The sequence below is a fragment of the Plesiomonas sp. PI-19 genome, from assembly GCF_021368255.1.
GTDB lineage: Bacteria > Pseudomonadota > Gammaproteobacteria > Enterobacterales > CAMTGL01 > Plesiomonas > Plesiomonas shigelloides.
In genome coordinates this window covers 2,014,104-2,039,467 of the sequence record NZ_JAJNMQ010000001.1, presented here as the reverse complement: position 1 = coordinate 2,039,467, position 25,364 = coordinate 2,014,104, and the positions used below count along the sequence as shown (strand labels likewise).

The following is a 25,364-nucleotide window of genomic DNA, read 5'->3' as shown; positions in this document are numbered from 1 at the left end:
TTTTCCCTAGCGGGTTGAGTCAAGCTATGCAAATTTGGGTGGATGCCGATGCGTGTCCAAAAGTGATCAAAGAGATTTTGTTTCGTGCCGCTGAGCGCGTGGGTGTTGCGGTGACCTTAGTGGCCAACCAGCCGTTGGCGGTGCCGCCGTCACGTTATATTCAAAGTATTCAGGTGGCGGCCGGATTTGATGTGGCCGATAACGAAATTGTGCGCCGTGCACAGGCGGGGGATTTGGTGATCACCGCCGATATTCCGTTAGCCTCGGAAGTGCTGGAGAAAAAAGCGATTGCCTTGAACCCACGCGGCGAGCTGTATACCAGTGAAAATATCCGTCAGCGCCTAAACATGCGTGATTTTATGGATACCCTGCGCGCCAGTGGGATCCAAACCGGCGGGCCGGCAGCCTTTAGTCAACGTGATCGCCAAGCGTTTGCCGGTGAGCTCGATCGTTGGTTAGTCAGCTATCAGCGCAGTTGTTGTTAATACTTTAAGCCGTTAAATCTTTATGCGTCGCGATACCCATAAAGATGTCAAAAGAATGACCGCGCGGTTAACGCGGTCAGCGTCTGTGTTGGCGAGCTTGGCGATATTAGTGTTGATATCCGCTACGGCGTTTCCAGCTTGCGGCTTTGGCGCTGGAAGGCGCCCGCATCGGTAATCACATGCTCAACACGCAGTCGCTCTTGGTTTAAGTGCGCTTCGCCGTGGCTGCTCAAGATTAAACGGTCTGCCGTGCGCGGTTTGAGCTGGGTGACGATAAAGCGGATCACCTCGGCACGGGTGAGCGACGCCACCGCATGGGCAATGCGGCGGCGTTGATCGAACGTCCAATCTTTGTTGCCGATACTGACCCAATAACGCTGAGCGCGGGTGCGCAAATTGGTATCTGGCTCGTTAATTTGTGCCAGCAGCCCTTGTTTACTGGCTTGCCATTGCTGTTCGGTCAGCTCCAGCAACACCAGCGGGAAGGCATTGATAAAATCATCAATCGATTCCAGCAAGTGCGTCGGGCCAGCGACCGGTGATTGCACATAAAAAATCAGCCCCGGAAAGCGGTTGAGCGGCAGATTACCTGAGCCGAGCATGTAACCCAATTGCTGGCGAGTGCGCAGCTCATGGAAGAACGTGGCAGACATCAGGTGATTGGTGAAGATAGATAGCGCAATATCTCGCGGCGCGTAGTGTGCAGACTGGTAATACACAAGCAGCGCCGAGTCATGGTGCGCGCAATCATATTGACGCAGCAGGCTACCGCGACCTTGAATACTGACCAATTGACGCCGAGTTTCATGGCCCGGATTGCTGTCGGTCAACAAATGGGTGGTCAGCATCTCGCCCAGTAACCGCGCTTGCGATTCCGGCCAATCGCCAAACATCAGCATTTCGATGTGCACATGCGAGAACATCTGCTCAACAAAGGGCGGTAACTCCGCCAGCGTCACTTTTTCCAGTTCGGGTAACAGCTTATTGTACGGCGGATTGTTCGGTTGCAGTAAACCTGTTAGCTGATTGAACAGCTGGGAAATCGGCTTTTCTTCCGTCACATTCCGCCAGTTACGCAGCAGTTGCTGGCGGATGGTATCGAAACGTTCTTGCCGGAACTCGCGGTGGCGAAAGCGATGCAAAATGGTTTGCAGCAGCAGTGGCTGTTTGGCGCTAAAGCCGGATAACTGTAATGTCACGCCGCCTTGGTGGGCGTAAATGTTATAGCCAATTCCCGCCAATTCTGCCGGATAGGTCGCTTCAGTCAGCGAATCAATCAGCATCTCAACACACAAACGGGTCAGCGCCACATGACGTGGCGAGCTGACGGCGTTTAGGCTGTCGATCGCAATATAAATATGCCCTTTAGGCAGTCGAAATTCTGGCTCTTGATAGTGCCATAAGCGAAAACCGGGCTGGTCTTGCAGCAAAGTTGGGTAGGGCTTGTCATCGTGCAACGGTTGCGGTTGCAGATTATCCACCAAATACGGGTTTTCTGGCGGTAAATACAGCGCCGGATTGCTCTGCGGTTGTTGCCACTGAGCCAGCCATTCGGCAGGCAGTGGGCGCACACTGTACGGCGTGAAATACCACTGCGCTTGGCGATCGGTAGGCAGATCGGGAGCGATCAACGTCAGGCGGCAACGATCGGGCTGCATTTGACTGAGAAAGTGCTGGATCTGCGCTTCATCGAAAGCCTGCATCAGGTAATCGCCACACAGCAGATCTTCTGGCGGATACAAAAACAGATTCATCACCAGATGGCTGACCAAATCCAGCGGTTTACTCGGCTCTTGGAAGTGGAATGCCGTATCCAGCACGCTGCGCTTTTCCGCGTAGCGCCAAGCCTGCAAACCTTGTTGGCGGATCAGATCTAGATACGCAAAAATCTGGCTGACGATCTCTGGCACATGCGCCATCCCTTCTGGAGTGAGCAGCAGACTAACGCTGAAATCTTTAAAATTGCTGCCGCTGATCCCGCCTCCGGCGGATAAGGTGTTCGCCCACCCCTGGCGTTTGAGCCATGACAGCAGGCTGCCTTGGCCTTCATAGCCGAGCAAATGAGCTATAAAAGAGAGCGGTTTTTGCCGATAAAACTGATCGCAATTGGGAAAACCAAAGGTCAGGGTTAATTTGCGGGTCTCTTTTTTTGGTTTGGCGTGGATCAAAATGCCTAAATCTTGCTCGCGATACAGCGGTGGCAAGGTTTCTGGTGCCGATGCGGGTTGACACGGAATGACGCTAAAGCAGTGCTCGGCCAGCTGCTCTAGGCTGTCCAGATCGTGGGCGCTTAAAATGGTTAAGCACATGCGATCGGCGGAGTAATAGCGCTGATAAAAGCGCAGCAGATCATCGCGCACCGACGCGTGCTCGCGGTCGGCTAGCGTATCGAGAGAGCCGACTGAGAATTTGGCAAATGGGTGCGCGGGATTGACGGTTTCCTTATGCACTTGATACAAGCGCCGCGTGTCATCATTGAGTTTGAGTTTGTACTCGGCATCAATGGCTTGGCGCTCTTTATCCACTAATTCTGGATTGAATAAAGGTTCGGTAAAGAAACCGGCAAAACGCTGCAGTCCTTCTGGCAGATAATCTGGCACTATCTCGAAAAAGTAGTTGGTATGCTCGGTGCCGGTCCACGCATTGTTGCTGCCGCCGTGGCGGTTGATAAATTGCTGGAACTCCCCCGGATGCGGGTAGCTTTGAGTGCCGAGAAACAGCATATGTTCAAGGAAATGCGCCATTCCCTGACGGTCGACCGGATCATCAAAGTGACCGGCGCGCACCGACAGCGCCGCTGCCGCCCGTGCTGTGGACGGGTCATGGATCAGCAACACACGCAGTTGATTGGCTAATACCAGATGACGGTACTGTTTATGATCGTTCGGGCTTTGATACACGGCGGTGCCTCGTTGTTATCAGATGTATGGACGGCGCTCGTGACAGAGAATGGTCTTTCTGACTCCCATTATGGAGCGGGAATCAGTGCGGTGCAATTTTCTTTAGTCATACCTATATCCGCTCGCCGCAGGCCGCACTTTCAGCGGTGAAACGTTTAGTTATTGAACGGATTAAGGCACAATGAGCGGGCAATGACAGGATCCGGTTGGGTTAAATAAGTAAAATAGACCGGATAATGCGATAAAAAACATAACATTACGGTTATTTATGTACATATTTATTATGCGCCACGGTGAGGCGGAATCCCATGCGGCCAGTGATGCTCAGCGTGCGCTGACCCCGCGTGGCCGTCAGGAGTCCCGTCTGATGGCGGAATGGCTGAGCGGACAAACCGAAGGTGGCGTGGCAAAGGCATTGGTGAGTCCGTATCTGCGGGCGCAGCAAACCTGGCATACCGTCCGTGCGGTGTTACCGGTGGCTCAGCCAGAAGAGGTGTGGGATTCATTGATCCCGGAAGGTAATCCACAGCCGGCGGCAGATTATCTGACCGCGCTGGCCGCTGATGGGGTGCCAAGCGTGCTGATTGTGTCCCACCTGCCGCTGGTGGGGTATTTGGTGGCCGATTTGTGCCCAGGCACCGTGCCGCCAATGTTTGCAACCTCCGGTGTGGCCTGCATTGAGCTGGATGCCGACACCGGTCATGGCAAGTTGCTGCAAATTATCCAACCGGCAAACTTACTGTAACGCGCACACCACAGCGTCGGGCTTACTTCATGTAAGCCCGTTATTCCTGCGTATTCTTTGGTTTTTCTCGCATGCCAGCGCCAGTTATTCCACTACATCTAATAGAACCAGCAGCGCGGCATCACCACCCCATTCTTTAGGCGCTTGATAAAAAGCGCGCACTTGTGGATGTTGCGCCAGCCACAGCGGCGTTTGCCGTTTCAGCACATGGCGACCATAGCCGTGCATCACGCAGGCGCAGGCTACGTGCTCGCGGCGACAGGCAGCCAGCAGCGCGCCGAGCTCTTGCTTGGCTTGTTCTTGCGTTAATCCGTGCAAGTCCAAAAACAGCTCCGGCGTAAAATCGCCACGGCGTAACTGTTTGAGTTCATAATGGCTGACATCCTCGCGCACATAGCGCATTGGGCCTTCTTCGCTCAGACGGGGCTGAAACTCGTCAGAAAAATAGAAGCTGGCATCACGCTGTTCCTGCTGTTCGCGCACCTCTACCCGCTCAGGGCGCTGGATGCGTGGCCGGATTATGGTATCCTGCTTTATCTTTTTCGCCCCCTGAATCGCGTCGCGAAACAGGGTGGTATCGTCTTCGGACAGTGTGTGTTTTTTCTTCATGTGATTGTCTGTGTCTGAACTCATTACGCTAATTATATGGAAATCAGCGGCAGATTATCGCGTTTCGGAGGGTAAATTGGATAAGATTTTTGTCGACGAGGCGGTCAACGAGCTGCATACCATTCAGGATATGCTGCGTTGGACAGTCAGCCGTTTTAATGCTGCCGGATTGTACTACGGTCATGGCACCGATAATCCGTGGGATGAAGCGGTAGCACTGGTGCTGCCGACCCTCTTTTTGCCACTGGATTTCCCTGCAGATATGCGTAACTGCCGTTTGACGCCGAGCGAGCGTCATCGCATCGTCGAGCGCGTGCTGCGCCGCATTAACGATCGCGTGCCGGTGGCATACCTGACCAACAGCGCCTGGTTCTGTGGCATGGAATTTTATGTGGATGAGCGCGTACTGGTCCCACGCTCTCCGATTGGCGAGCTGATTCAAAACCATTTTGATGGCCTGCTGCCACGCGAACCGCTGCGTATTTTGGACATGTGCACCGGTAGCGGCTGTATCGCCATTGCGTGTGCCGCCGAGTTCCCTGATGCAGAAGTGGATGCGGTCGACATCTCTACCGATGCCCTGACAGTGGCCGAGCAAAACATCTATGCGCATGCGCTGGAGCAGCGCGTGATCCCGATCCGCTCTGATGTATTCCGCGATCTGCCGCAGGACAAATATGACCTGATCGTCACTAACCCGCCGTATGTTGACGCAGAAGATATCGCCGACATGCCGGATGAATATCACCACGAGCCAGCCATCGGTTTGGCTTCGGGTATGGATGGTCTGAAGCTGACCAAGCGCATTTTGGCCGGCGCACCAGATTATCTGGCTGAAGATGGCGTGCTAATTTGCGAAGTGGGCAACAGCATGGTGCATCTGGAAGCGCAATATCCAGAGATCCCATTCACATGGCTGGAGTTCGAGCACGGTGGTTTGGGCGTATTCATGCTGACGCGTCAGCAAATTGTGGATCATTACCACCACTTTGCGCCGTTTCGTGACTGATTGTTCACGCGATAGCCGCAGCTGATGCGGCAGAAAATGTGCAATTTCCCCTCGGGCAGCCTTGAGCTGCCCGAATTATTTGCGCATTATCAAGGATACTTTTCTTTCCGTCAGCCGAGCAGGCTGCCGGAGCACCGATGAACCAGATAAACACGGATTAACAGATGGCAGGGAACAGTATCGGACAACTTTTCCGCGTGACCACCTTTGGTGAATCGCATGGGCCGGCGCTCGGTTGTATTGTGGACGGCGTACCGCCGGGCATGCAGCTCGACGAGGCGGATTTACAGCATGATTTGGACCGTCGTCGTCCCGGTACGTCGCGCTATACCACCCAGCGTCGCGAGCCGGATCAGGTGCGGATTTTATCCGGCGTGTTTGAAGGGCAAACCACCGGCACCAGCATTGGGCTGCTGATTGAAAACACCGATCAGCGCTCGCAAGATTATTCGGCGATTAAAGAGCAGTTCCGTCCAGGGCATGCCGATTACACCTACCATCACAAATATGGCCTGCGCGATTACCGTGGCGGTGGTCGCTCTTCGGCTCGCGAAACCGCCATGCGCGTAGCGGCGGGCGCGATTGCTAAAAAATACCTGTATGAGCAATTTGGCATTACCGTGCGTGGTTACCTGGCGCAAATGGGCGATGTCAAAGCCGAGAAAATTGATTGGCAAGCCATCGAAGAGAACCCGTTTTTTTGCCCTGATCCAGACAAAATCGAGGCGCTGGATGCACTGATCCGCGATCTGAAAAAAGACGGCGATTCGATTGGTGCCAAAGTCACGGTCGTGGCTGAGCATGTGCCTGTAGGATTAGGGGAGCCGGTGTTTGATCGCTTAGATGCTGATCTGGCGCATGCGCTGATGAGCATCAATGCGGTGAAAGGGGTGGAGATTGGTGATGGCTTTGCGGTGGTGAATCAGCGCGGCAGCGAGCACCGTGATGAAATCACGCCGGAAGGTTTTCTGAGCAATCACGCTGGCGGCATTCTGGGCGGTATCAGCTCCGGTCAGCCGCTGGTGGCGCATCTGGCCTTGAAACCGACCTCCAGTATCACCATTCCGGGGCGTTCGGTGAACACCCGTGGCGAGCCTGTTGAAGTGGTAACCAAAGGTCGCCATGACCCGTGCGTCGGCATTCGGGCGGTGCCAATTGCCGAGGCGATGATGGCGATTGTGCTGCTTGATCACCTGTTGCGCCATCGCGCCCAGTGTGGTGGCGCGCGTACGCCCGCCCCGAGCTGGGATGGCTTACTGGCATGAGTGCGTTCTCCCGCTTGGCTGATTATTTAACCCGCGGTCATTTAACCCATAGTTATTTGAAGCACAGGTATTTAACGGGCAGCGCAGTGCTGGTGGCGCTTTGCATGGCCAGCAGCGTACAGGCATCGCCATGGAGTGAATTCAGCGCGCCGGTGGCGGGTACCCCGCAAGCGGTGGGCGGCTACAGCAATGGTTGCGTGATTGGCGCGCAGCCGCTGCCACTGCAGGGCAAAGGCTATGAGCTGATCCGCAGCCAGCGGATGCGCTATTTTGGCCATCCGGAGCTGATTGCCTTTGTACAGCGTCTGGCTAAGCACAGCCGTCAGGCTGGACTACCGAATTTCTGGGTGGGCGATATGGCAATGCCTGCGGGCGGGCGTTTTAGCTCTGGGCATGCCAGCCATCAAAACGGGCTGGATGTGGATATCTGGCTGCGTTTTAGCCGTAGCAAACTTAGCGAGCAAGAAAAGCAGTCGCCGCAAGCGGTCAGTCTGGTCGATTTTCCGCGGATGCAGGTAAAAAGTGACTTGTGGCAGCCGGAATATACCGAGCTGATTAAGCTGGCGGCCAGCGATCCGAAAGTGGCGCGGATTTTTGTCAATCCTGCCATCAAGCAGCAGCTGTGCGTGAGTACCGCCGGGCATGAGCGCAGCTGGCTGCGCAAAGTCCGGCCATGGGGTGGGCATGATTATCACATGCATGTGCGCTTAGCGTGTCCGCCTGGTTCGCAAGATTGCCAAGCGCAAACTCCGCCGCCGGCCGGTGATGGCTGTGGCGATGAGTTAGCATCTTGGCTGCAACCGCCGGTAGTCACGGCGCAAACCGGTAAACCGAAGCTTAGCAAGCCAAAACTGCCGAGCTTACCGCCACCGTTACCTGCAGTTTGTCAGAGTGTCTTACTCAGTCACCAGCCGCTGAAAAATAACGTCAATGATGCAGGTATTGCGGGTAAGAGCGTAATGGGTACGGGAAATAGCGTAACGGTACGTAATACGCAGTAATCGCTCTGTTTATACTCAAGGCGTCGGCCTGCTGTGTGCGCAGAAAATCCAAGCATGAAGCCTTTGCATGACGTGAAGATGCGAAGGGAAAAAGGAAAAATAGGAACAGAAAAAGCCCCGCACTCTTATCGAGAACGGGGCTTTTTTATGGCAGAGACGTGTTGCTTAGGTGCTCAGTGCTTATACGTAGAACACCAGTGAGTACACGGTAGAAACCAGCAGCGCGCCCAGCATTGGGATAGCGGTACGCTTAACCAGATCAAACGGTGACACACCCGCGGCACCGGCAACCGCTACGATCACCCCAGTGATTGGGGAGATGGTACGGCCCAGACCTGCAGCCAGCTGCATTGGCAGCAGCATAGAGGCGGAAGAGATCCCCACTTTGGCCGCGATATCCGGCACCATTGCCGCGAAGGAGAAGAACGGCGCGTTACCGGAGCCCATCAGGAAGGCCGCCACAGTAATGATGATCACCATCAACACCACCAGATACACTGGAGAGATGTTGGACGCGATAGCGCCGTGGATCACCATATCCAGAATGCCGATAGCTTTCAGACCGTGCGCCAGTGTTTGACCAGCGATGATCAGGCTGACCACGCGAGCAAAGGCTTTACCCATCGCATCGAAGAACACCAGAATGTCTTTAAAGACTTTCTTGCCACCAAAGCGGATGCTTTCGACCGCCATCGCAACAGCGAAGCTGATTAGCATCGCGGTAACCACGTCGATTTTAACGGTGGTGATCACCATCTTGCTGAAGGTAAAGATCAGTACCAGAGGGATCATTGGGAACAGGGCATACCACAGCGGTGGAGTAACCAGTTCTTTGGTGTCTTCCTCAGTAGCTTCATACGCGACAGGATTTTTCGCTTCACGCAGGTCGAACCAACGCTGTACTACCATGTGCAGCACGGCAATGGTGATCATCGAAGCGATAGCCACTGGGCCTTGGTAAGACAGGAAGTACTCGGTGACTGGCATGTCGGCAATCTTGGCCGCTAGGTTTACGTTACCAGAGGCTGGACCCAGATCCAGACACGCGGTGGTGGCGATAATCGCCGCCGCTGACATGCGGCTCACACCCAGGCTGGTCATGATTGGGTACATGGTCACCATCAGCAACAGACCCAGACCCGCAGCACTTGGAATGAAGATATTCAGCAGCTGACCGAGGATATAGCCCATCGCCATAACCAGATACGGGTTACGGATCACAGACAGTGGGCGAGTTGAAATGGCCACCAAGGCGCGCGATGCACCGATGTGATCCATATACTTAGCGAAACCGCCAACCGCCATAATGATCAGGCCCAGATCGGCAACGGTGCTGCCCATCATGCCTTTGATGTAGGTGAAAATATCCAGCCACACAGAACCACTGGATTTAGCTTCTGGCAACGGGGTACCGACACCCAACAAAATTGCCGAAGCGAGTAAAACGATACCTGCGATAAATAAAACCATTTGCGGGTTGTATTTTTTTACGATCAGGTAACCGGTCACTAAAATAACGACTAAACTAATTAGTGCTACCATTGAGACGATGTCCTTGTAACGATAATGATATATTATCGACTATTGATGACCATTTTGTTTTGATAAACAGAGCGATCATTAATAGTCATATATATAACAAGTTATAGAGGGCACTTAATATAAGATGAACAGCACGGCAACGAGACATGGCTTAGCGATGAATCTAAGCGATGAATCACTTCAATAATTAATATTTCTTGTGCTTGTTTGTATTCAAATGCTTGTTTGCTGCGCTTTTGCGCTGCGCGACTTTCTCATAAAGCACTAAATAGCGTCAATCCGCAAACCTAGAGTAACGTGACATTGATCCAATCAACATGGATTAAAAAAGGCACTGCTCACAAAATAGTATTTTTACGCTATGCAAAGATGTGCATTTGTGTCGGCGCATTTAATTTGTGTGATATTAATAGTGATTGATTCATATATTAAACTTAAAAATAATATCTATTCACTGCGTGAGTTAAATAGTGTGTGAAGCCTCTATTTATATATTAAGACATAATGTCTTTATGTAAATGCATCATTATTTTTATGCGAATAATAATAACAAAATAATTATAATTTTATATCTTACAGTAATGCACTAAATTCCGGGTCTTGTGCCAGACGCGCCAATCCTTGCCAGACTTTTTCCCCTGCCGGATGTAAACGGCTTTCAAAACGATACGCATACAGCCACAGCGGTACCGAACAGTGAGTTGGGTGTAATACCTGCAACTGCCCCTGACGCTGCTCTTGGTGCAGCGCATATTGCGGCAACCACGCCACGCCAGCACCTTGTAAGACCAACTGTTTAATCAAATCTGACATCGAGGAAGAAAAAACCGGTTGCAGCTCAACATGCCGCTGTACCGGCGCAATTGCGCGCGCCATATAGCTGCTTGGTGAATAGGCCAACCAAGGCATTGGTATCGGCATGGGCGATGCCGGCAGCTCGCTCTTGCCATCATTCTCTGGCGCGGTGTTGATGGGCGAGCTCCACGGCGCAGGCTGGCGACAAACCAAATGCAAGTGGCTGCGACCCAAACACAGAGATTGATATGGCGCGCTGGACAGATGATCGGCGGCAAAGGCCAGCAGGATATCGCACGCCCCTTCGCGCAAGGTTTCCACTGCATCATCCGCATCTACCGCTTCCACATTGAGCGTTACATTCGGGTGTTCGGCCGCCAGTTTGGGCTGAATATACGGCAGCAGGTGTGTCGCCAGCGAATGCGCCGCCGCGATGCGTACCGTTTGGCCACCCAGCAATGACAGACCGGCTAAACGCCCGATCTCTTCTTCCATCTGATTGAGCAGTGAGCGGGCGGTGGCGTGAAATTGCTTGCCACTGGCGGTCAGCGTCAGCGGGTGGGTATCGCGGTTCACCAGCTCGGTATTCAGTGCGTGCTCCAAGGCACGAATGCGGCGACTGAACGCCGGTTGCGTCACGTTACGCAGTGCTGCGGCGGCGGAAAAATTACGCTTTTCGGCTAACACCAGAAAATCATGCAACCACTTGGTTTCAATGTTGGGCAGATGTTCGGCAGACATAGCGCGGGCTCCTGAGTCGGTATTGTCGGGTTCTGTTGCGTGCTGGCACTAATGAGTGCGGCGCATTCTGTGCAGCATTGCGTTCAGGATGTATCGCGCATCTCACGGCATGTCATTATCGCGCATCGCGTTATGCTTTTCTTGCATAGCGGCAACAGAATCAGCATTTCATCCCCACTGACGAAACGACTAAGGTGAAAGCCAAGAGCCAGTACGGTTATGTCACAAAAGATAGATATAACACACTGATTAAAATGGAATTAGATAAGTTACAGGGGGTTGTTATGCAACAGCAGCGTGCGCGCCGGTTAGGAATTTTAGGTGGCATGGGGCCATTAGCGACCGTCGACTTTATGCGCAAAATTATTCAAAGCACGCCGGCGGGACAGGATCAAGCGCATATCCCAATGGTGGTAGCGAATGTGCCGCAGATCCCCGATCGCACCCAAGCGATCCTCGATGCCGCGGAAGATCCGTTTCCAGCGCTGTTACAACTGCTGCGACAGTTGGAGCAGGCCGGCGCCACGTTATTCGTGATCCCGTGTAATACCGCACATTTTTGGTTTAAGCGATTAACGTACTACTCACGCATCGAGGCGATCAGCATCATTGATTGCGTGGTGGGCGCTATTCGCCGCCGCGGTTTACGTCGTGTCGGATTGCTGGCCACCACCGCTACGGTACGCGGCGGATTGTACCAACAGGAATTGCGTCCACTCGGCATTGAGTGCGTGCTACCCGATGCGTTAATGCAGCAAAAAGTGATGCGCGGGATTGCTGCCGTGAAAGCCGGTGACGTGGCGCTCGGTCAGCGTTGCTTGTTTGAGGCTTATCAAGCGCTGCGCGAGCAGGGGGCGGAGTCTGTTATCTTGGGCTGCACTGAGATCCCACTGGCGCTGGAAGCGCATGCCAACGCCCACCCTGAAACAGTGATTGATTCGTTAGCGGAATTAGCGCAAGCCTGCGTGCAGTGGTATCAAGCGCCGCAATTGAGTGAGCTAGCACCGGCACAAGCGTGCGTGGCCTGATGACGTCAGGCTTGCACGTGCCGATGGCTGCAAATACCAATCAATAGCTAACTCAATAATAGCTAAAACAAGAAATGTAAGGATACGACTTTTGATGAACGCTCTGACCCTGATTAAAAATGCTACCTTGTATGCACCTGAATTCCTTGGCCAGCAGGACATTTTACTGGCTGGTGGCAAAGTGGTGCAGATTGCTGCGCACATTGAAACTGGCAGTGTGCCTTGCACCGTGATTGATGCGCAGGGAAAAATCGCTACGCCAGGATTGATTGACCAGCACATTCACCTGATTGGCGGCGGCGGGGAAGGCGGCTTTGCCACGCGCACTCCGGCGGTCACCTTTGGCAAATTGGTGCAAGCGGGTCTGACTACCGTGGTCGGGGTGATGGGTACCGATGGCTCAACGCGATCACCGCGCGATCTGTACGCTAAAGCGATGGGGCTGCGTGCAGAAGGTTTGTCGGTTTACATGCACTCCGGCTCCTATCAACTGCCGACCGTCACGGTAACCGGCTCGGTGCGCGACGATCTGATTTTGTTGGCGCCGGTGTTGGGCGTGAAATTAGCAGTTGCCGATCACCGCGGCTCTTTCCCTACTCCACAAGAGATGCTGCGGTTGGTTTCCGATGTGCGTATGGGCGGCATGTTGGCCGGTAAGCGCGGCGTTTTGCATATGCACATGGGCGGATTGGATGCACCATTTGCCGAAATTAACGCGGCACTAGCCGCCGGCATCCCCGCACATCACTTCTCGCCAACGCACGTTGCACGTACCCGCGAGTTGATGGATGACGCAATTGCGTTTTGCGCGCAAGGTGGCTACATCGATATCACCAGTGCCGGTTCGTGTGCGTTTGCTTCTCCTGCCGATGCGGTGCTCTATGCGCTGGAAGCGGGCGCTGCGCCAGAGCGCCTCACCGTCAGCTCTGATGGTAATGGCAGTTTGCCGGTCTTTAATGCGCAAGGCGAGATGGAGCGTATTACCGCCGCCGATGTGTCCGGCAACCTCGATTTGCTGGTCGAGCTGGTGCGCCGCGATGTGCCGATCACTACTGCACTACGCCTGATGACCAGTAATGTGGCTGATTCACTGGGGCTACGCAAAGGTCGCCTTGCAACAGGGGAAGATGCTGATGTTTGCCTGTTTAACCCTGATTTTTCTCTGGATACCTTGATTGCCGGTGGACAGGTTTTACTGCAGCACGGTGAGATGCAAGTTACCGCCAATTTTGAATAAATCCTTCGTAACTGCCTGTTTATGCGGCGTCATCGTTTGCGGTGACGCCGTTGTTGCATTGCTGCTCAGCACATAACCCGTTACCATACGACACTCTCATCCTCTGTCGCAGATTAAGGAAAATACCGTGGAATTGGCTCTGTCGTGGGAAATGCTGCTGCTGTTGCTAGCGGCGGCATCGTTGGCCGGATTTATTGATGCCATTGCCGGCGGCGGAGGATTGCTAACCGTACCGGCATTGTTGGCGGCCGGATTACCGCCCGCGATGGCCTTGGGGACTAACAAGCTGCAAGGCACCGCCGGTTCGTTTTCTGCGACTTGGTATTTTGTCCGGCGTGGCGCGGTGAATCTGTCAGATATCACCTTTATGATCATTTGTACCTTTATTGGCTCGGTCGTGGGCACGATTTTGGTGCAGATGATAGATGCTTCGGTATTGCGCCAAGTCCTGCCGTTTTTGATTTTGGCCGTCGGCGGTTATTTCCTGTTTTCACCGCGCGTTGGTGAAACCGATCGCCACAGCCGCATCTCTGCGCGCCTGTTTGCGCTCACCGCCGGTGCGGGGATTGGTTTTTATGATGGCTTTTTTGGGCCGGGCACCGGGTCATTTTTTGCCATCGCGTTTGTCACGTTGCTGGGCTTTAATCTGGCCAAAGCCACCGCGCACACTAAGGTGCTGAACTTCACCTCGAACGTAGCCTCACTGCTGTTCTTTGCTCTGGGGGGCAAAGTGGTGTGGAGTGTCGGTTTGCTGATGATGGTTGGCCAATTTATCGGAGCGCGTCTCGGAGCGCGCATGGTGTTGACCAAAGGCCAGTCCTTTATCCGGCCGATGATTGTGACGGTTTCCCTGCTGATGACCTGTAAAATGGTGTACGACAGTCACGGCACGGAGATTTATCAGTGGTTGTCGGCGCTGGTTGCGTGAGTTTGACGGGCGAAAAGAGATAGCGCTGCAAACGAAGCCGTACAAACGAAACGTTATAAACAAAGAGTGCCCTCATCAAGCCGCCTAAAAAAATGGCCGGAAGCAGTGTTGCTCCGGCCATTTTTTGTGTGTGCTGTTTATAGCTGTGTTGCGGTGTGTTGTTGAAGGCGCGATGGGCAGACAATTACGACTCTTCGCTTTGGGTGTAATTAAACACCGGTAAGCCTAATTCAAAGTGCATCGCCAGCAAACGGGCCACAAAGCCGCTGCACAGGGTAATCATGGTCACCGCATTGTGATCTAATCCGGTATGTTGCAAGCCGACATACAGCAAACCGGCGGCAAATGAGATCCCCGCATACAACTCTTTTTGGAATACCAGCGGGATCTGATTACACAACAGATCACGCAATACCCCGCCAAATGCGCCGGTGATCACTGCGGCAATCACCGCCACTACCGGGCCGTGGTGCATATCCAGCGCCACTTGCGCACCAATGATCGAAAAGACGATCAAACCCAGAGCATCGAGCACCAAAAACACTTTGCGCAGGTGCTTCATGACCGGTGAGATCCACGTCGTGATCACCGCGGCACAGGCCACAATCACAATGTAGTGCGGGTGTTTGACCCAGCCGAGCGGGTAATGGCCGAGCAACATATCACGGATCGAGCCGCCCCCGATGGCAGTCACACTGGCGATGATAATCACACCGAACAGATCCATTTTACGACGACCTGCGGCCAGCGCACCGGTCATGGCTTCAGCGGTGATCCCGATAAGATATAAGATAGTCAGTAACATGGGGAAAGTGGCTCAGTCCATCAATGAAAACGCGAGTGAGACAACACAGGCCAGCACACGGTATGACGCTTCTGTATGAAGCGGCTAACGTTGGCTGCTGGTTGGCGAATGCGCGCTATTTTACTGCTGATTTTTCTTTTGTCGCATTACAAATACTAATCATTTGTTGATTGTATTTTAAATGTGACATTGTGATATCACATAGTAAATAAAGTTGCATACAGCAATAAATAAGCGCTAATAGACGATTTATAGAGTTCGTTGCGCGTGATTAGGATTGAGGCTGGGTGTAAATTTTAAAAAATAGTGATTTATAAAAATAATCTATTCTTCTTATCGCTCCCATCTGTTGCTCTGGCTGCGTCAGATGTTATCTATGCATTAGTTTATTTCATTTATTTATGCTGGGTGCGTTTAGCAAAATGAGAGTTGGATCACGCTGCGCAAATGGCTGCAGTAGGTGGAGTGTGTACGGCGCCAAGATGATGCGTGGCGGTTTCTCTTTAGAAAGAGATAAAAATGCTCTGAGCTGAGTCGTATAGTCGAGCTATAGATTGCCCTAACGGCGCATCAGTAATAGCTCGGCGCTCTCTGGAGAGCATACGCAGTTACTGTTATAGTCTGCGGCAGAATTTTTCGGTAACACTCTGGCAACGAGAATAAATCTGATGATGACGCAATTTGAACAGCGGGTACTGGCCCTGATTGATGAGATGGTTGAGCACGGTACCGATGATGAACTGTTTGCCGGTGGCTATCTGCGTGGACACCTGACGCTGGCGGTTGCCGATGCTGAAGCCGATGGTGTGAGCTCCCTGAGCGAATTGGCGCAGCGCGTGAATGCCAGTTTGGATGCGGCGATTGCCAAGGGCGAGTTATCGCCACCGGATCAGGTGTTGGTACGTAATCTGTGGCAGCAGCTGTATCAGCAAGCGGCGGTTTAATCGCATTTGTATCGTCGATATAAACGGCGATACCGAACTCTAGACATACAAACGCTAGACATACAAAAGGCGCTACACCCACTTCGAGATGAAGTGTGTGTAGCGCCTTTTTTGTTGAGGCTAGCGGTATTGGTGAATTAAGCCGCTATTGCTTGCTTTGCCACCTACCACACGCGTTTTTATCTGTGGTTAACCACGTGGCTAATTTTGTACCGGCTTGCCTTTGAGCAGTTTACGCACCCAATAACGGTTAGGGTTGAGTGCATTTAAGATGTCTCGCTCCAAAGGCAGTGGCTCACCGTTCATCTGTGCGGCTAACACTTCGGCCAGCAAGGGCGCAGAGGTTAAGCCACGTGAGCCGAGCGCGCCGAGCACAAACAGATCGGGGTAATAAGGCGCATCCTCGACCGGCACCGCACTGCTTAATTGCGTGGCTAGCTCGGTGTACTGCGCCAGCGTAGCGGCATAATCAGGCAGAGCACCCATCAGTGGCAAGTGATCGCGCGTGGCACAGCGCACGGCGGCGCGCGCATCAGGGATTTCTGGTTGTGGCTCTTGGCTTACGCGTACCTGCTGCGCCCATGCCACATCAGGCAGACTACGCTGTAATTTGGCCAGATTTTCTTGCTGGTCGCTGTCGCGCAGGTCTGTGCTGGTATCTCCGCGGCCATAGGTCGCACCTAAGCAGTGCTGATCGCCGCGGATATTTACCGGCGTCAGATACCCTTCGGCGCACAATACAGTGTTGAGCTGGCTTAAATTAGTGTCGGTGGGGATATGGGAAACCTGCCCGCGTACTGGATACACAGGTAAGTGTTCACTTTCGCCAAACTCACTGATGCGATAGCCATTGGCTAGCACAACTACCGCATGGTTGGCCGTGATATTAGTGCGTTGTTCATGAGCATCTACTATTTCCAGCTGTAAATCCCAGCCAGTGGCGGTATGTGCCAGATGACGTAGGGTGTGTTGATAGTGAATGCTTAGTCCTTGTTGCTGCAGATGTTGCAACAAGTTGGCGGTTAACTGCGCTGGACACAGCCAGCCTCCCTGCGGATATTCCACCGCCGCAAAGCCCAGCGGCACTCCGGCGCGCGTTTCAGCACTTTCAGGTGAGTGAATGCTGACCATCGCCTCAGGCCACTCGGCTTGTTGCAAGTTAGCTTGTTTGTTGGCAGCAGCCTCATTGTGCGCCAGTTGCAACACGCCGCACCAGCGGTGATCAAAGGCAATACCTTGCGCGTCCAGTGCATCGTAACGTTGACGCGCAAATTGGAAGGCGTGGGCAAAAAAGCGCGCGAGTGGATCTTTAGCGCCGTTTAACAGCGGATACAGCGCACCTTGCCGATTACCGGACGCGCCTTGCGCCGCCTGCGCATCAGCGCAGTACAAGGTGACTTTCGCGCCGCGCTGTAACAAGGCTTGCGCCAGCAGCGCCGAGGCGATGCCACCACCAATGATTGCCACGTCTTGCAGTGAAGAGGCCGCAGGGCGTGCATACCACGGAGCAGGTTCGTTCGGTGTCAGGCTCTGTGCTGGGCGACGGCCACACAGCATTTCGCGCTTGTGGCGAAAACCTTTTAAGCGAGTGATCTCAAACCCAGCCGCTTGCAGGCCGCGGCGCACAAAACCGGCGGCGGTGAAGGTGGCAAATGTACCGCTCCCCGGCTTTGCCATGCGCACCATATGGGCAAACAGCTGCTCATTCCACATGTCTGGGTTTTTAGATGGGGCAAAACCATCGAGGAACCAAGCATCAATTTGCCCTTCATAGTCACGGCCCCAATCGCCAAAGGTCTCATTGACATCACCAAACCACACATCAAGAATGACTCGGCCTTGATCGAGAAGTAAGCGCTGACATCCACTAATCGGCAGTGGCCAGTTTTGTCGCAATTCGGCCGCCATTTCGGCAAGCTCTGGCCAGCTTTGATGCGCGAGCGCCAAGTCAGCCGCCGACAGCGGGAATTTCTCGGTGCTGATAAAATGCAGACGTTTTAGCTGGGAATCTGGGTGATTTCGCTGAAATTCACGAAAAGATTGCCACAAGGTAAGAAAATTCAGCCCCGTACCGAAGCCGGTTTCTGCTACGATAAAGCGATCTGCAGGATGGTGCAGCCAGCGCTCGGGTAACTGATTGCCGCTTAGAAAGACATAGCGGGTCTCTTCCAGTCCGTTTTGATTGGAGAAATAAACGTCATCAAACTCGGCGGACACGGGCGTTCCTTGTTCGTTAAAGCGCAGCGTGGCCTGTTGAATAGAAGATGTATTCACGGCAGGAAATACTCAAAAATGGAACTTGACGGTATTGTAACAGCACCGACCACTTGGCAAAACGCGGAAAGCTGACCACTTGCAGACAACAAAACCGTTAAACTTTGGCCAAATGCAAAGCGTTAAGGATGTTTTAGGCATGAAAAGAGCCGTAATTACAGGATTCGGAATCGTTTCCAGCATTGGTAACAACAAAACAGAAGTTCTGGAATCACTCAAAGCCGGACGCTCCGGGATCACCTTCTCTGAAACGCTGCGCGATATGAATATGCGCAGTCAGGTCTGGGGGGACATCAAACTCGATCTGACCGGGCTGATTGACCGTAAAGTTTTTCGTTTTATGAGCGATGCGTCGGCGTTTGCCTACCTGTCGATGCAAGAAGCGATTGCGGATGCGGGTCTGACTGACGAGATGGTCTCCAATGACCGTACTGGTCTGGTTGTGGGTACCGGTGGTGGTTCACCACGTAACCAAATCGCCGCTGCCGATGCAATGCGCTCGCGTGGCCTGCGCGGTGTGGGTCCGTACATGGTGCCAAAAACCATGACTTCCGGTGTGTCTGCTTGTCTGGCGACCCCGTTTAAGATCCGTGGTATCAACTACTCTATCAGCTCTGCCTGTGCGACTTCCGCGCACTGTATTGGCCACGCGCTGGAACAAATCCAGCTGGGCAAGCAAGACATCGTGTTTGCCGGTGGTGGCGAAGAGCTGGACTGGTCAATGGCGATGGAATTCGACGCCATGGGCGCACTGTCTACCAAGTACAACGAAACGCCAGAAAAAGCGTCCCGTACTTATGATGCGGCCCGTGATGGTTTCGTGATTTCTGGCGGCGGCGGTATGGTCGTAGTGGAAGAGCTGGAGCACGCACTGGCGCGTGGTGCGAAGATTTATGCTGAAATCGTTGGCTATGGCGCAACTTCTGATGGTTACGACATGGTAGCACCGTCAGGTGAAGGCGCAGTGCGCTGCATGAAGATGGCGATGCAAGGCATTGATACCCCAATCGATTACATCAACACCCACGGTACGTCTACGCCGGTCGGTGATGTGAAAGAGCTGGGTGCTATCCAAGAAATGTTTGCTGAAAACTGCCCTGCAATTTCGGCGACCAAGTCGATGACCGGTCACGCACTGGGTGCGGCAGGGGTACACGAGGCTATCTACAGCCTGCTGATGATGGAGCATGGCTTTATTGCGCCAAGCATCAACATTGAGCAGCTGGATGAACAAGCCGCGGGCCTGAATATCATTACCGAAACCACCGAGCGTGAACTGACTACCGTCATGTCCAACAGCTTTGGCTTCGGTGGCACTAACGCCACCTTGGTAATGCGTAAATTCAAGCAATAAGCAAAGTTGGTTAACAGGAGCTGAAGTGTTAGCTCCTCTTTAATTTTCCTTGACGGGTGGCCCGATAATTTCGGGCCTTTTTTATGCCGCTTTTCTGCCCATTTTTTCGCCTGCTGGCCGCTAGCACTGGATGAGGGATCATTTTTTCTTTAGACTGCCTGCCGGTTTTCCCCTTCGCTTGTCAGGATATTCGCATGTTCAGCGCCTTTAGTTACCAGTGTCCTTTATGTCATCAGCCTTTGCAGCTGCGCCGTGGTGAGCCACGTCGCTGGCAGTGTGCCGCACGTCACCAGTTTGACTGCGCAAAAGAAGGCTATGTCAACTTGATGCCGGTACAGCACAAACATTCGAAAAATCCGGGCGATAACAAAGAGATGATGCAGGCGCGACGCGCGTTTTTGGAAGCCGGCCACTATCAACCGCTGCGCGATAAAGTGGCGGCGTTGTTGCAAGAATCTCTGATTGCGGTGTCAGCATCAGACGTGCATCGAATTCAAGTGTTGGATATCGGCTGTGGTGAAGGTTACTACACGGCGGCATTGGCCCGTGTGTTGGCCGAGCACGCAATGATTTCCAATGGCGAAACCTTCGCTGGCAGCGCTTCTAATGGCGAAGCGCAGGTCGCCAGTCAGGTATTCGGGTTAGATATTTCCAAAGTGGCGGTACGCTATGCGGCCAAGCGCTATCCGAATGTGGAGTTTTGTGTGGCGTCTAGCCACCGCTTGCCGTTTGCTGATGCGTCGTTGGATGCAGTGGTGCGCATTTATGCACCATGCAAGGCGCAAGAGCTGGCGCGCTGTGTGCGACCGGGTGGGGTGGTGATCACGGTGTCGCCTGCGCCGCGGCATCTGTATCAGCTAAAAGAGCAGGTGTATGGGGATGTGGTGTTGCACCCATGTCCAGTTGAGACTTTAGACGGTTTTACACTCGAGCAGGATTTGCGTTTGGCCTATCCGATGCGTCTTAGCGCACAGGCGGCGGTGCAACTGCTGCAGATGACGCCGTTCGCTTGGCGCGCGTCGGCGCAGGTGTGGGAGCACTTGGCGGCGCAAAGTGAGTTTGCGTGTGAAACGGACTTTGCGATTCGCATTCATCATCGCGATCCTGTCATTTGTGATTAATCTCACACCAATCCCATTCCTCTGTTACAATCGCCGTTCACGGTACGCTTCGGTCTGTACCTGATGTCGGTGTCGGCCGCTTGTTGCGGCCGCCCTCTGATTAATGAGTTCAGCCTGACCGACCCTTTTACTGACGGGCGCTGGGCTCAGGAGCATATGTTGTATGTCTGTTGAAAATCTAGAATCGTTTGATTCTCTTGGCCTGTGTGATGAACTGCTGCGCGCGGTAGCCGAGCAGGGTTACACACAACCGACGCCGATTCAGCGTCAGGCCATTCCGGTGGTGCTGCAGGGCCGCGATTTGATGGCCAGTGCCCAAACGGGAACAGGCAAAACCGCAGGTTTTACCCTGCCTCTTTTACAGCGCTTGAGCCAACAGGCTCAGCCTAATGGCCGTCGTCCAGTTAAGGCGTTGATCTTGACGCCTACCCGTGAGCTGGCCGCTCAAGTATGGGAAAACGTACGCGAATATAGCAAATACTTGCCTCTACGCTCGCTGGTGGTATTCGGTGGCGTGAGCATTAACCCGCAGATGATTAAGCTGCGTGGTGGGGTTGATATTCTGGTAGCCACGCCAGGCCGTCTGTTGGATCTGGTCCAGCAAAACGCCGTTTCTTTGGCAAAAGTGGAAACACTGGTGCTGGATGAAGCTGACCGTATGCTGGATATGGGCTTTATCCACGATATCCGTAAAGTGTTGGCGCTGCTGCCGGCCAAGCGTCAGAACCTGCTGTTCTCCGCGACCTTCTCGGATGAGATCAAAGGTCTGGCAGACAAACTGCTGAAAAACCCACAACTGATTGAAGTCGCTCGCCGTAACACCGCTTCCGAGCAGGTTGAGCAGCGTGTGCACTTTGTCGATCGTAAGCGTAAGCGCGAACTGCTGTCGTTTTTGATTGGCCGCGATCAGTGGCGTCAGGTGCTGGTGTTTACCCGTACCAAGCACGGTGCCAACCATCTGGCCGAGCAGCTGGGTAAAGATGGCATCACCGCCGCAGCGATTCACGGTAACAAGAGTCAAGGTGCGCGTACCCGTGCGCTGGATGACTTTAAAAATGGCCGTGTGCGCGTGCTGGTGGCCACCGATATCGCCGCGCGTGGTCTGGACATTGACCAGCTGCCGTACGTGGTGAACTACGAGCTGCCAAACGTGGCGGAAGACTATGTGCACCGCATTGGCCGTACTGGCCGTGCTGGCTGTGAAGGTCTGGCGTTGTCACTGGTGTGTGTGGATGAACACAAACTGTTGCGTGATATCGAACGTCTGCTGAAAAAAGAGATCCCACGTGAAGCGCTGGACGGTTTTGCGCCGGATCCATCCATCAAAGCCGAGCCGATTGCCAATGGCCGTCAGCGCAATGATCGCCGTAATGGCAATCAGGGCGGTAATGGTCGTCGTCAAGGCGGCAATGGCGGTAACGGTGGCAATCGCGGACAAGGTGCTCGTGCTGCGGCTGACGGCGCGTCAGAGCGCAGCGGCGAAGGCCGTCCACGTCGTCAGGGTAACCCGAATGCCCGCCGTAACGACAGCGCCCGTACTGGCGAAGGTCGCAGTGAAGGTCGCAGCGAGAACCGTGGCGGCGAAAACCGTGCCCCACGCGCGCCACGTCAGCGTGCGCCGCGTCGTATCGCGGAATAGTCGTCTCGCAGAATAAGTGTTGAATAAGTCGTCTTGTTCAGGCGCGTGATCAACAATTAGTGCCGAACAGACAACAAAAAAGCCCGTCTCTGAAAAGAGGCGGGCTTTTTTTATGCGCGTCAATGTGAGGTCGATAAGTCAATCCGCTATTGGCGTGGCGCTATCTCGTACGGTTGTCCCAGCATTTTTAGCATCGCCATTGCCTGTTTTTGGTGCTCACCGGCAGCGACAAAGCCGCATCGCTTCTGCTCGGCATCCAATTGCCACAAGGTCATCCCTTTGGGATCATTGAGCACGATTTGCTGTGTCCCCACCTCTTCGCTGGCGAGATGACCGGCAAGTGTACCGGCAATTTGCAGCGGTAATAGCGGCGTCTTGACCCGCACCGACTGGGTTGGAATGCGCACTGCGGTTGGCTGACCGAGTAAGGTTTTCGCCAACGCCGCGGCACACAGCAAAATCGGCTGTAAGTAAGCGTAGACTTCCCCTACAATCTGCGCGCAGTCGCCGAGTGCGAATATGTCTTCCTCCGAGGTCGCCAAATACGCATCAGTGACTATACCGCGGTCGGTCTGCAAACCAGCGCGTTGCGCGAGGGTGATCTCTGGGCGCAGCCCTGCGGTGCACAGAATTTCGGCTGCCTGATAACGGCTACCATCACTGAAGGTGATTGCCCACTCGCCGCTGTCGCTACGTTGTAGTGCGGTCAGCGTGCAGCCGAGTTTGAAGCGCACCCCGTGCTCTTGCATTTGCTGCTGCAAGGCTTGGCTTATTAGCGCCGGCAGTTGGCGCGCCAGCAAGCGCGGCGCAAGATCCGTCATAATCACCTGTTTACCGGCTAAGACCGCATCCATACCCAGCTCGGTGCCAATCAAGCCGCCGCCCACAATCAAGACTGACGGCATCTGTTGCAGACGTGCCGCATGCTGGCGGTAATCCTGCAAGCTGTTGAGGGTCATACAATGTTGAGCGGCATCATCAGGTAGCGGCGGGATAACACTGCGCGCACCAACGGCCAATACCAGCTTACTGTAGCGTAAGGTGGCGCTCGCCGTGTGCAGCAGATGCTGTTTTGGCTCCAGCGCCGTAACCCGCGTCTGGGTCAGGATCTCGATATTCAGCTCGGCAGCCAGTGTGGCCGCATCCGCGCGTACCATGCTGTCCGCTTCAGTCTGACGCGTGAATATATGGCTCAGATCTGGCTTATTGTAGTCACAGCCATCATCGGCAGTGATCAGCAGTATCGGTTGTTGGGCGTTTTGTCGGTGCATCGCTTTCACCAATTGCCACGCTGCAAAACCACTCCCGACGATGATGATAGGGGCATCAACCAAGGTAGTGGTGGCCTGTGCCGGTGGCGTAGTCATGTGTAAAGTCGGCATGCAGGTATCTCCTCAGTCTTGCAGCGGATCGAAGACGTCTTTACCCAACCCACAATCAGGGCAGAGGAAATCATCCGGTACCGCATCCCATTCGGTGCCGGGGGCGATGTCTTGGTTTGGCTCACCAACGGTGGGATCGTACACCCACTGACACACAGTACAGATCATCTTGCAGCCACTGAGAACACCGTTTGCGCTGCTCTGACAGGCAGGGCGCAGGGCACTGATCTGCGGTGAGGCTGCGTCTGCGATGGTGGATACTGCTTCGCCCTCGACTTGGACCATAGCCGTGGTTGTCTGCACATTAATCGCAGCAGGTTCAGCAAGGGGGGTTAAGGCCCATTCTTCCGCCAGTTTGCGGCCATAATCGCGGCACAGTTGTAAGGTGTAGCTGTCCGGTTTCCATTTGGCTTTCATGCTTTCGCAAGTCATGAAACCGGCATCGGTCAAACGCGCATGAATGCGATCGACGGCGCCGCCGTTCCAGCCATACGAGCCAAAGGCGGCTGCTTTTTTGCTACGAAAACGCAGGCCTGTGATCTCTTCCAGCATGCCGGCAATTTTCGGCATCATCACATTATTCATGGTCGAGGAGCCGACCAAAATGCCTATGGAGCAAAAGACTTGCGCCAGAATTTCGTTTTTGTCATGGCGTGAGACATTAAAGATCTTCACGGCGACTCGCGGATCACGCTCGGAGATCCCTTGCGCGATCGCATCGGCCATCATGCGGGTATTGTTAGACATCGAGTCATAGAACAACGTGATCTTATCTTCTTGGTATTGATCCGCCCAGCGCAGGTATTGTTCGATGATCTGCACCGGATTGTCACGCCATACGATCCCGTGCGAGGTGGCGATCATGGCGACTGGCAAATTAAAGCTCAGCACTTCTTGAATTTTGGCTGTGACCAGTTGGCTAAACGGGGTCAGAATATTGGCGTAGTAGCGCAGGCACTGCTCCATCAACTCAGTTTGGTCGACTTCATCGTTAAATAGCCGCTCATCACAGTAGTGTTGACCGAAAGCATCGTTACTGAACAGCACCGCATCACCGGTCAGGTAGGTCATCATGCTGTCAGGCCAGTGCAGCATCGGGGCCTCCACAAATACCAGCGCTTTCCCATTCCCAATATCCAGCGTATCGCCGGTTTTTACGGTGCGAAAATTCCATTCGGGATGGTGGTGATGACCAGTAATCGAATCGATCGCCGAGCGGGTACAGTAGATCGGGGTATTGGGGATCTCGGCCATCAGCGCAGACAGTGCGCCGGCATGATCTTCTTCCGCGTGGTTGATCACGATGTAATCAATGCTGCGCAGATCGATCTCTTGCTTCAGATTGGCGACAAAAGCATGGCTGAATTTATGATCAACCGTGTCGATCAGGACTGTTTTTTCTTCACGAATGAGGTAGCTGTTGTAGCTCGTCCCTTTGGTGGTTTTGTATTCGGTGCCGTGAAAATCACGCACTTCCCAGTCACGCTGACCAACCCAATGAATATTGTTCTTTACCTGAATGTGCATTGTAGACGGCCTCATTATAAAGTTGTATTTAAA

At 53.7% G+C, this 25,364-nt stretch carries 20 protein-coding genes; 12 read left to right on the top strand and 8 right to left on the bottom strand.

The window, feature by feature from the left end; all coding sequences use genetic code 11:
• The first annotated feature begins 26 nt into the window (after positions 1-26).
• Positions 27-485 (top strand): YaiI/YqxD family protein, encoded by a 459-nt coding sequence (locus tag LQ901_RS09135; RefSeq protein ID WP_152117378.1) that lies wholly within the window; start codon positions 27-29, stop codon positions 483-485.
• Positions 486-607: 122 nt separating this feature from the next.
• On the opposite strand, the gene LQ901_RS09130 is transcribed toward LQ901_RS09135, so the two are convergent.
• The gene (locus tag LQ901_RS09130; RefSeq protein ID WP_152117377.1) at positions 608-3,385 is read right to left on the bottom strand and encodes an insulinase family protein; all 2,778 of its coding nucleotides are present in this window, start codon (positions 3,383-3,385) and stop codon (positions 608-610) included.
• A 268-nt stretch (positions 3,386-3,653) separates the two neighbouring features.
• Here LQ901_RS09130 and sixA point away from each other — a divergent pair, with 268 nt between their 5' ends.
• Positions 3,654-4,130 carry a phosphohistidine phosphatase SixA gene (sixA, locus tag LQ901_RS09125; protein ID WP_152117376.1) on the top strand — a complete coding sequence of 159 codons (477 nt, stop codon included), beginning with the start codon at positions 3,654-3,656 and terminating at the stop codon, positions 4,128-4,130.
• A gap of 84 nt (positions 4,131-4,214) precedes the next feature.
• Here sixA and smrB read toward each other — a convergent pair whose 3' ends face one another.
• Entirely contained in the window at positions 4,215-4,739 is a 525-nt protein-coding gene (gene smrB / locus LQ901_RS09120; protein WP_039046022.1) for an endonuclease SmrB, read from the bottom strand.
• Between the two features lie 76 nt (positions 4,740-4,815).
• On the opposite strand from smrB, the gene prmB reads away from it, so the two are divergent.
• The 3 genes from prmB (at position 4,816) to mepA (ending at position 8,014) form a co-directional block, all read left to right on the top strand.
• Positions 4,816-5,748, top strand: coding sequence for a 50S ribosomal protein L3 N(5)-glutamine methyltransferase (prmB, locus tag LQ901_RS09115; protein ID WP_039046023.1), 933 nt, complete (start codon positions 4,816-4,818; stop codon positions 5,746-5,748).
• A 164-nt stretch (positions 5,749-5,912) separates the two neighbouring features.
• Entirely contained in the window at positions 5,913-7,013 is a 1,101-nt protein-coding gene (aroC, locus tag LQ901_RS09110; protein WP_039046024.1) for a chorismate synthase, read from the top strand.
• Between the two features lie 104 nt (positions 7,014-7,117).
• Positions 7,118-8,014, top strand: a complete 897-nt coding sequence (mepA, locus tag LQ901_RS09105) for a penicillin-insensitive murein endopeptidase (protein WP_233672175.1) — start codon at positions 7,118-7,120, stop codon at positions 8,012-8,014.
• A gap of 180 nt (positions 8,015-8,194) precedes the next feature.
• Here the strand turns inward: mepA and dcuC are convergent, their stop codons facing one another.
• Together dcuC and LQ901_RS09095 are read right to left on the bottom strand one after the other, a co-directional pair.
• The gene (dcuC, locus tag LQ901_RS09100) at positions 8,195-9,556 is read right to left on the bottom strand and encodes a C4-dicarboxylate transporter DcuC (protein WP_010862145.1); all 1,362 of its coding nucleotides are present in this window, start codon (positions 9,554-9,556) and stop codon (positions 8,195-8,197) included.
• A gap of 573 nt (positions 9,557-10,129) precedes the next feature.
• Entirely contained in the window at positions 10,130-11,092 is a 963-nt protein-coding gene (locus LQ901_RS09095; protein WP_152117374.1) for a LysR substrate-binding domain-containing protein, read from the bottom strand.
• A gap of 284 nt (positions 11,093-11,376) precedes the next feature.
• Between LQ901_RS09095 and LQ901_RS09090 the strand changes: the two genes are divergently transcribed.
• From LQ901_RS09090 to LQ901_RS09080, 3 genes are all read left to right on the top strand, one after another.
• Positions 11,377-12,120, top strand: a complete 744-nt coding sequence (locus tag LQ901_RS09090; protein WP_047708140.1) for an aspartate/glutamate racemase family protein — start codon at positions 11,377-11,379, stop codon at positions 12,118-12,120.
• Positions 12,121-12,214: 94 nt separating this feature from the next.
• A complete protein-coding gene (gene iadA / locus LQ901_RS09085; protein ID WP_152117484.1) occupies positions 12,215-13,357 on the top strand; it encodes a beta-aspartyl-peptidase in 1,143 nt (380 codons plus the stop codon).
• Positions 13,358-13,484: 127 nt separating this feature from the next.
• Positions 13,485-14,285, top strand: a complete 801-nt coding sequence (locus LQ901_RS09080) for a TSUP family transporter (RefSeq protein WP_255359265.1) — start codon at positions 13,485-13,487, stop codon at positions 14,283-14,285.
• A gap of 184 nt (positions 14,286-14,469) precedes the next feature.
• Here LQ901_RS09080 and LQ901_RS09075 read toward each other — a convergent pair whose 3' ends face one another.
• A complete protein-coding gene (locus LQ901_RS09075) occupies positions 14,470-15,090 on the bottom strand; it encodes a trimeric intracellular cation channel family protein (RefSeq protein WP_010862140.1) in 621 nt (206 codons plus the stop codon).
• A 668-nt stretch (positions 15,091-15,758) separates the two neighbouring features.
• Here LQ901_RS09075 and LQ901_RS09070 point away from each other — a divergent pair.
• The gene (locus LQ901_RS09070) at positions 15,759-16,034 is read left to right on the top strand and encodes a YfcL family protein (protein ID WP_010862139.1); all 276 of its coding nucleotides are present in this window, start codon (positions 15,759-15,761) and stop codon (positions 16,032-16,034) included.
• A gap of 201 nt (positions 16,035-16,235) precedes the next feature.
• Here the strand turns inward: LQ901_RS09070 and mnmC are convergent, their stop codons facing one another.
• On the bottom strand, positions 16,236-18,308 hold the full coding sequence (gene mnmC / locus LQ901_RS09065) for a bifunctional tRNA (5-methylaminomethyl-2-thiouridine)(34)-methyltransferase MnmD/FAD-dependent 5-carboxymethylaminomethyl-2-thiouridine(34) oxidoreductase MnmC (RefSeq protein WP_152117373.1): 2,073 nt from the start codon (positions 18,306-18,308) through the stop codon (positions 16,236-16,238).
• Positions 18,309-18,447: 139 nt separating this feature from the next.
• Here mnmC and fabB point away from each other — a divergent pair, with 139 nt between their 5' ends.
• The 3 genes from fabB (at position 18,448) to rhlE (ending at position 22,422) form a co-directional block, all read left to right on the top strand.
• The gene (fabB, locus tag LQ901_RS09060; RefSeq protein ID WP_010862137.1) at positions 18,448-19,662 is read left to right on the top strand and encodes a beta-ketoacyl-ACP synthase I; all 1,215 of its coding nucleotides are present in this window, start codon (positions 18,448-18,450) and stop codon (positions 19,660-19,662) included.
• A gap of 194 nt (positions 19,663-19,856) precedes the next feature.
• Positions 19,857-20,783, top strand: coding sequence for a 23S rRNA (guanine(745)-N(1))-methyltransferase (gene rlmA / locus LQ901_RS09055; RefSeq protein WP_233672174.1), 927 nt, complete (start codon positions 19,857-19,859; stop codon positions 20,781-20,783).
• 163 nt (positions 20,784-20,946) lie between these two features.
• On the top strand, positions 20,947-22,422 hold the full coding sequence (gene rhlE, locus LQ901_RS09050) for an ATP-dependent RNA helicase RhlE (protein ID WP_106911145.1): 1,476 nt from the start codon (positions 20,947-20,949) through the stop codon (positions 22,420-22,422).
• Positions 22,423-22,568: 146 nt separating this feature from the next.
• Here rhlE and norW read toward each other — a convergent pair whose 3' ends face one another.
• Both norW and norV read right to left on the bottom strand, forming a co-directional pair.
• Positions 22,569-23,804 carry an NADH:flavorubredoxin reductase NorW gene (gene norW / locus LQ901_RS09045; RefSeq protein ID WP_233672173.1) on the bottom strand — a complete coding sequence of 412 codons (1,236 nt, stop codon included), beginning with the start codon at positions 23,802-23,804 and terminating at the stop codon, positions 22,569-22,571.
• A 12-nt stretch (positions 23,805-23,816) separates the two neighbouring features.
• A complete protein-coding gene (gene norV / locus LQ901_RS09040; RefSeq protein ID WP_233672172.1) occupies positions 23,817-25,331 on the bottom strand; it encodes an anaerobic nitric oxide reductase flavorubredoxin in 1,515 nt (504 codons plus the stop codon).
• Positions 25,332-25,364 lie beyond the last annotated feature (33 nt).

Bases quoted from the DNA above. Each gene is read 5' to 3' on its own strand.
- LQ901_RS09075 (WP_010862140.1), bottom strand. From the start codon at position 15,090: ATGTTACTGACTATCTTATATCTTATCGGGATCACCGCTGAAGCCATG.
- rlmA (WP_233672174.1), top strand. From the start codon at position 19,857: ATGTTCAGCGCCTTTAGTTACCAGTGTCCTTTATGTCATCAGCCTTTG.
- mepA (WP_233672175.1), top strand. From the start codon at position 7,118: ATGGCCAGCAGCGTACAGGCATCGCCATGGAGTGAATTCAGCGCGCCG.
- LQ901_RS09135 (WP_152117378.1), top strand. From the start codon at position 27: ATGCAAATTTGGGTGGATGCCGATGCGTGTCCAAAAGTGATCAAAGAG.
- aroC (WP_039046024.1), top strand. From the start codon at position 5,913: ATGGCAGGGAACAGTATCGGACAACTTTTCCGCGTGACCACCTTTGGT.
- norV (WP_233672172.1), bottom strand. From the start codon at position 25,331: ATGCACATTCAGGTAAAGAACAATATTCATTGGGTTGGTCAGCGTGAC.
- rhlE (WP_106911145.1), top strand. From the start codon at position 20,947: ATGTCTGTTGAAAATCTAGAATCGTTTGATTCTCTTGGCCTGTGTGAT.
- LQ901_RS09070 (WP_010862139.1), top strand. From the start codon at position 15,759: ATGATGACGCAATTTGAACAGCGGGTACTGGCCCTGATTGATGAGATG.
- dcuC (WP_010862145.1), bottom strand. From the start codon at position 9,556: ATGGTAGCACTAATTAGTTTAGTCGTTATTTTAGTGACCGGTTACCTG.
- LQ901_RS09095 (WP_152117374.1), bottom strand. From the start codon at position 11,092: ATGTCTGCCGAACATCTGCCCAACATTGAAACCAAGTGGTTGCATGAT.
- LQ901_RS09090 (WP_047708140.1), top strand. From the start codon at position 11,377: ATGCAACAGCAGCGTGCGCGCCGGTTAGGAATTTTAGGTGGCATGGGG.
- norW (WP_233672173.1), bottom strand. From the start codon at position 23,804: ATGCCGACTTTACACATGACTACGCCACCGGCACAGGCCACCACTACC.
- smrB (WP_039046022.1), bottom strand. From the start codon at position 4,739: ATGAAGAAAAAACACACACTGTCCGAAGACGATACCACCCTGTTTCGC.
- iadA (WP_152117484.1), top strand. From the start codon at position 12,215: ATGAACGCTCTGACCCTGATTAAAAATGCTACCTTGTATGCACCTGAA.
- fabB (WP_010862137.1), top strand. From the start codon at position 18,448: ATGAAAAGAGCCGTAATTACAGGATTCGGAATCGTTTCCAGCATTGGT.
- sixA (WP_152117376.1), top strand. From the start codon at position 3,654: ATGTACATATTTATTATGCGCCACGGTGAGGCGGAATCCCATGCGGCC.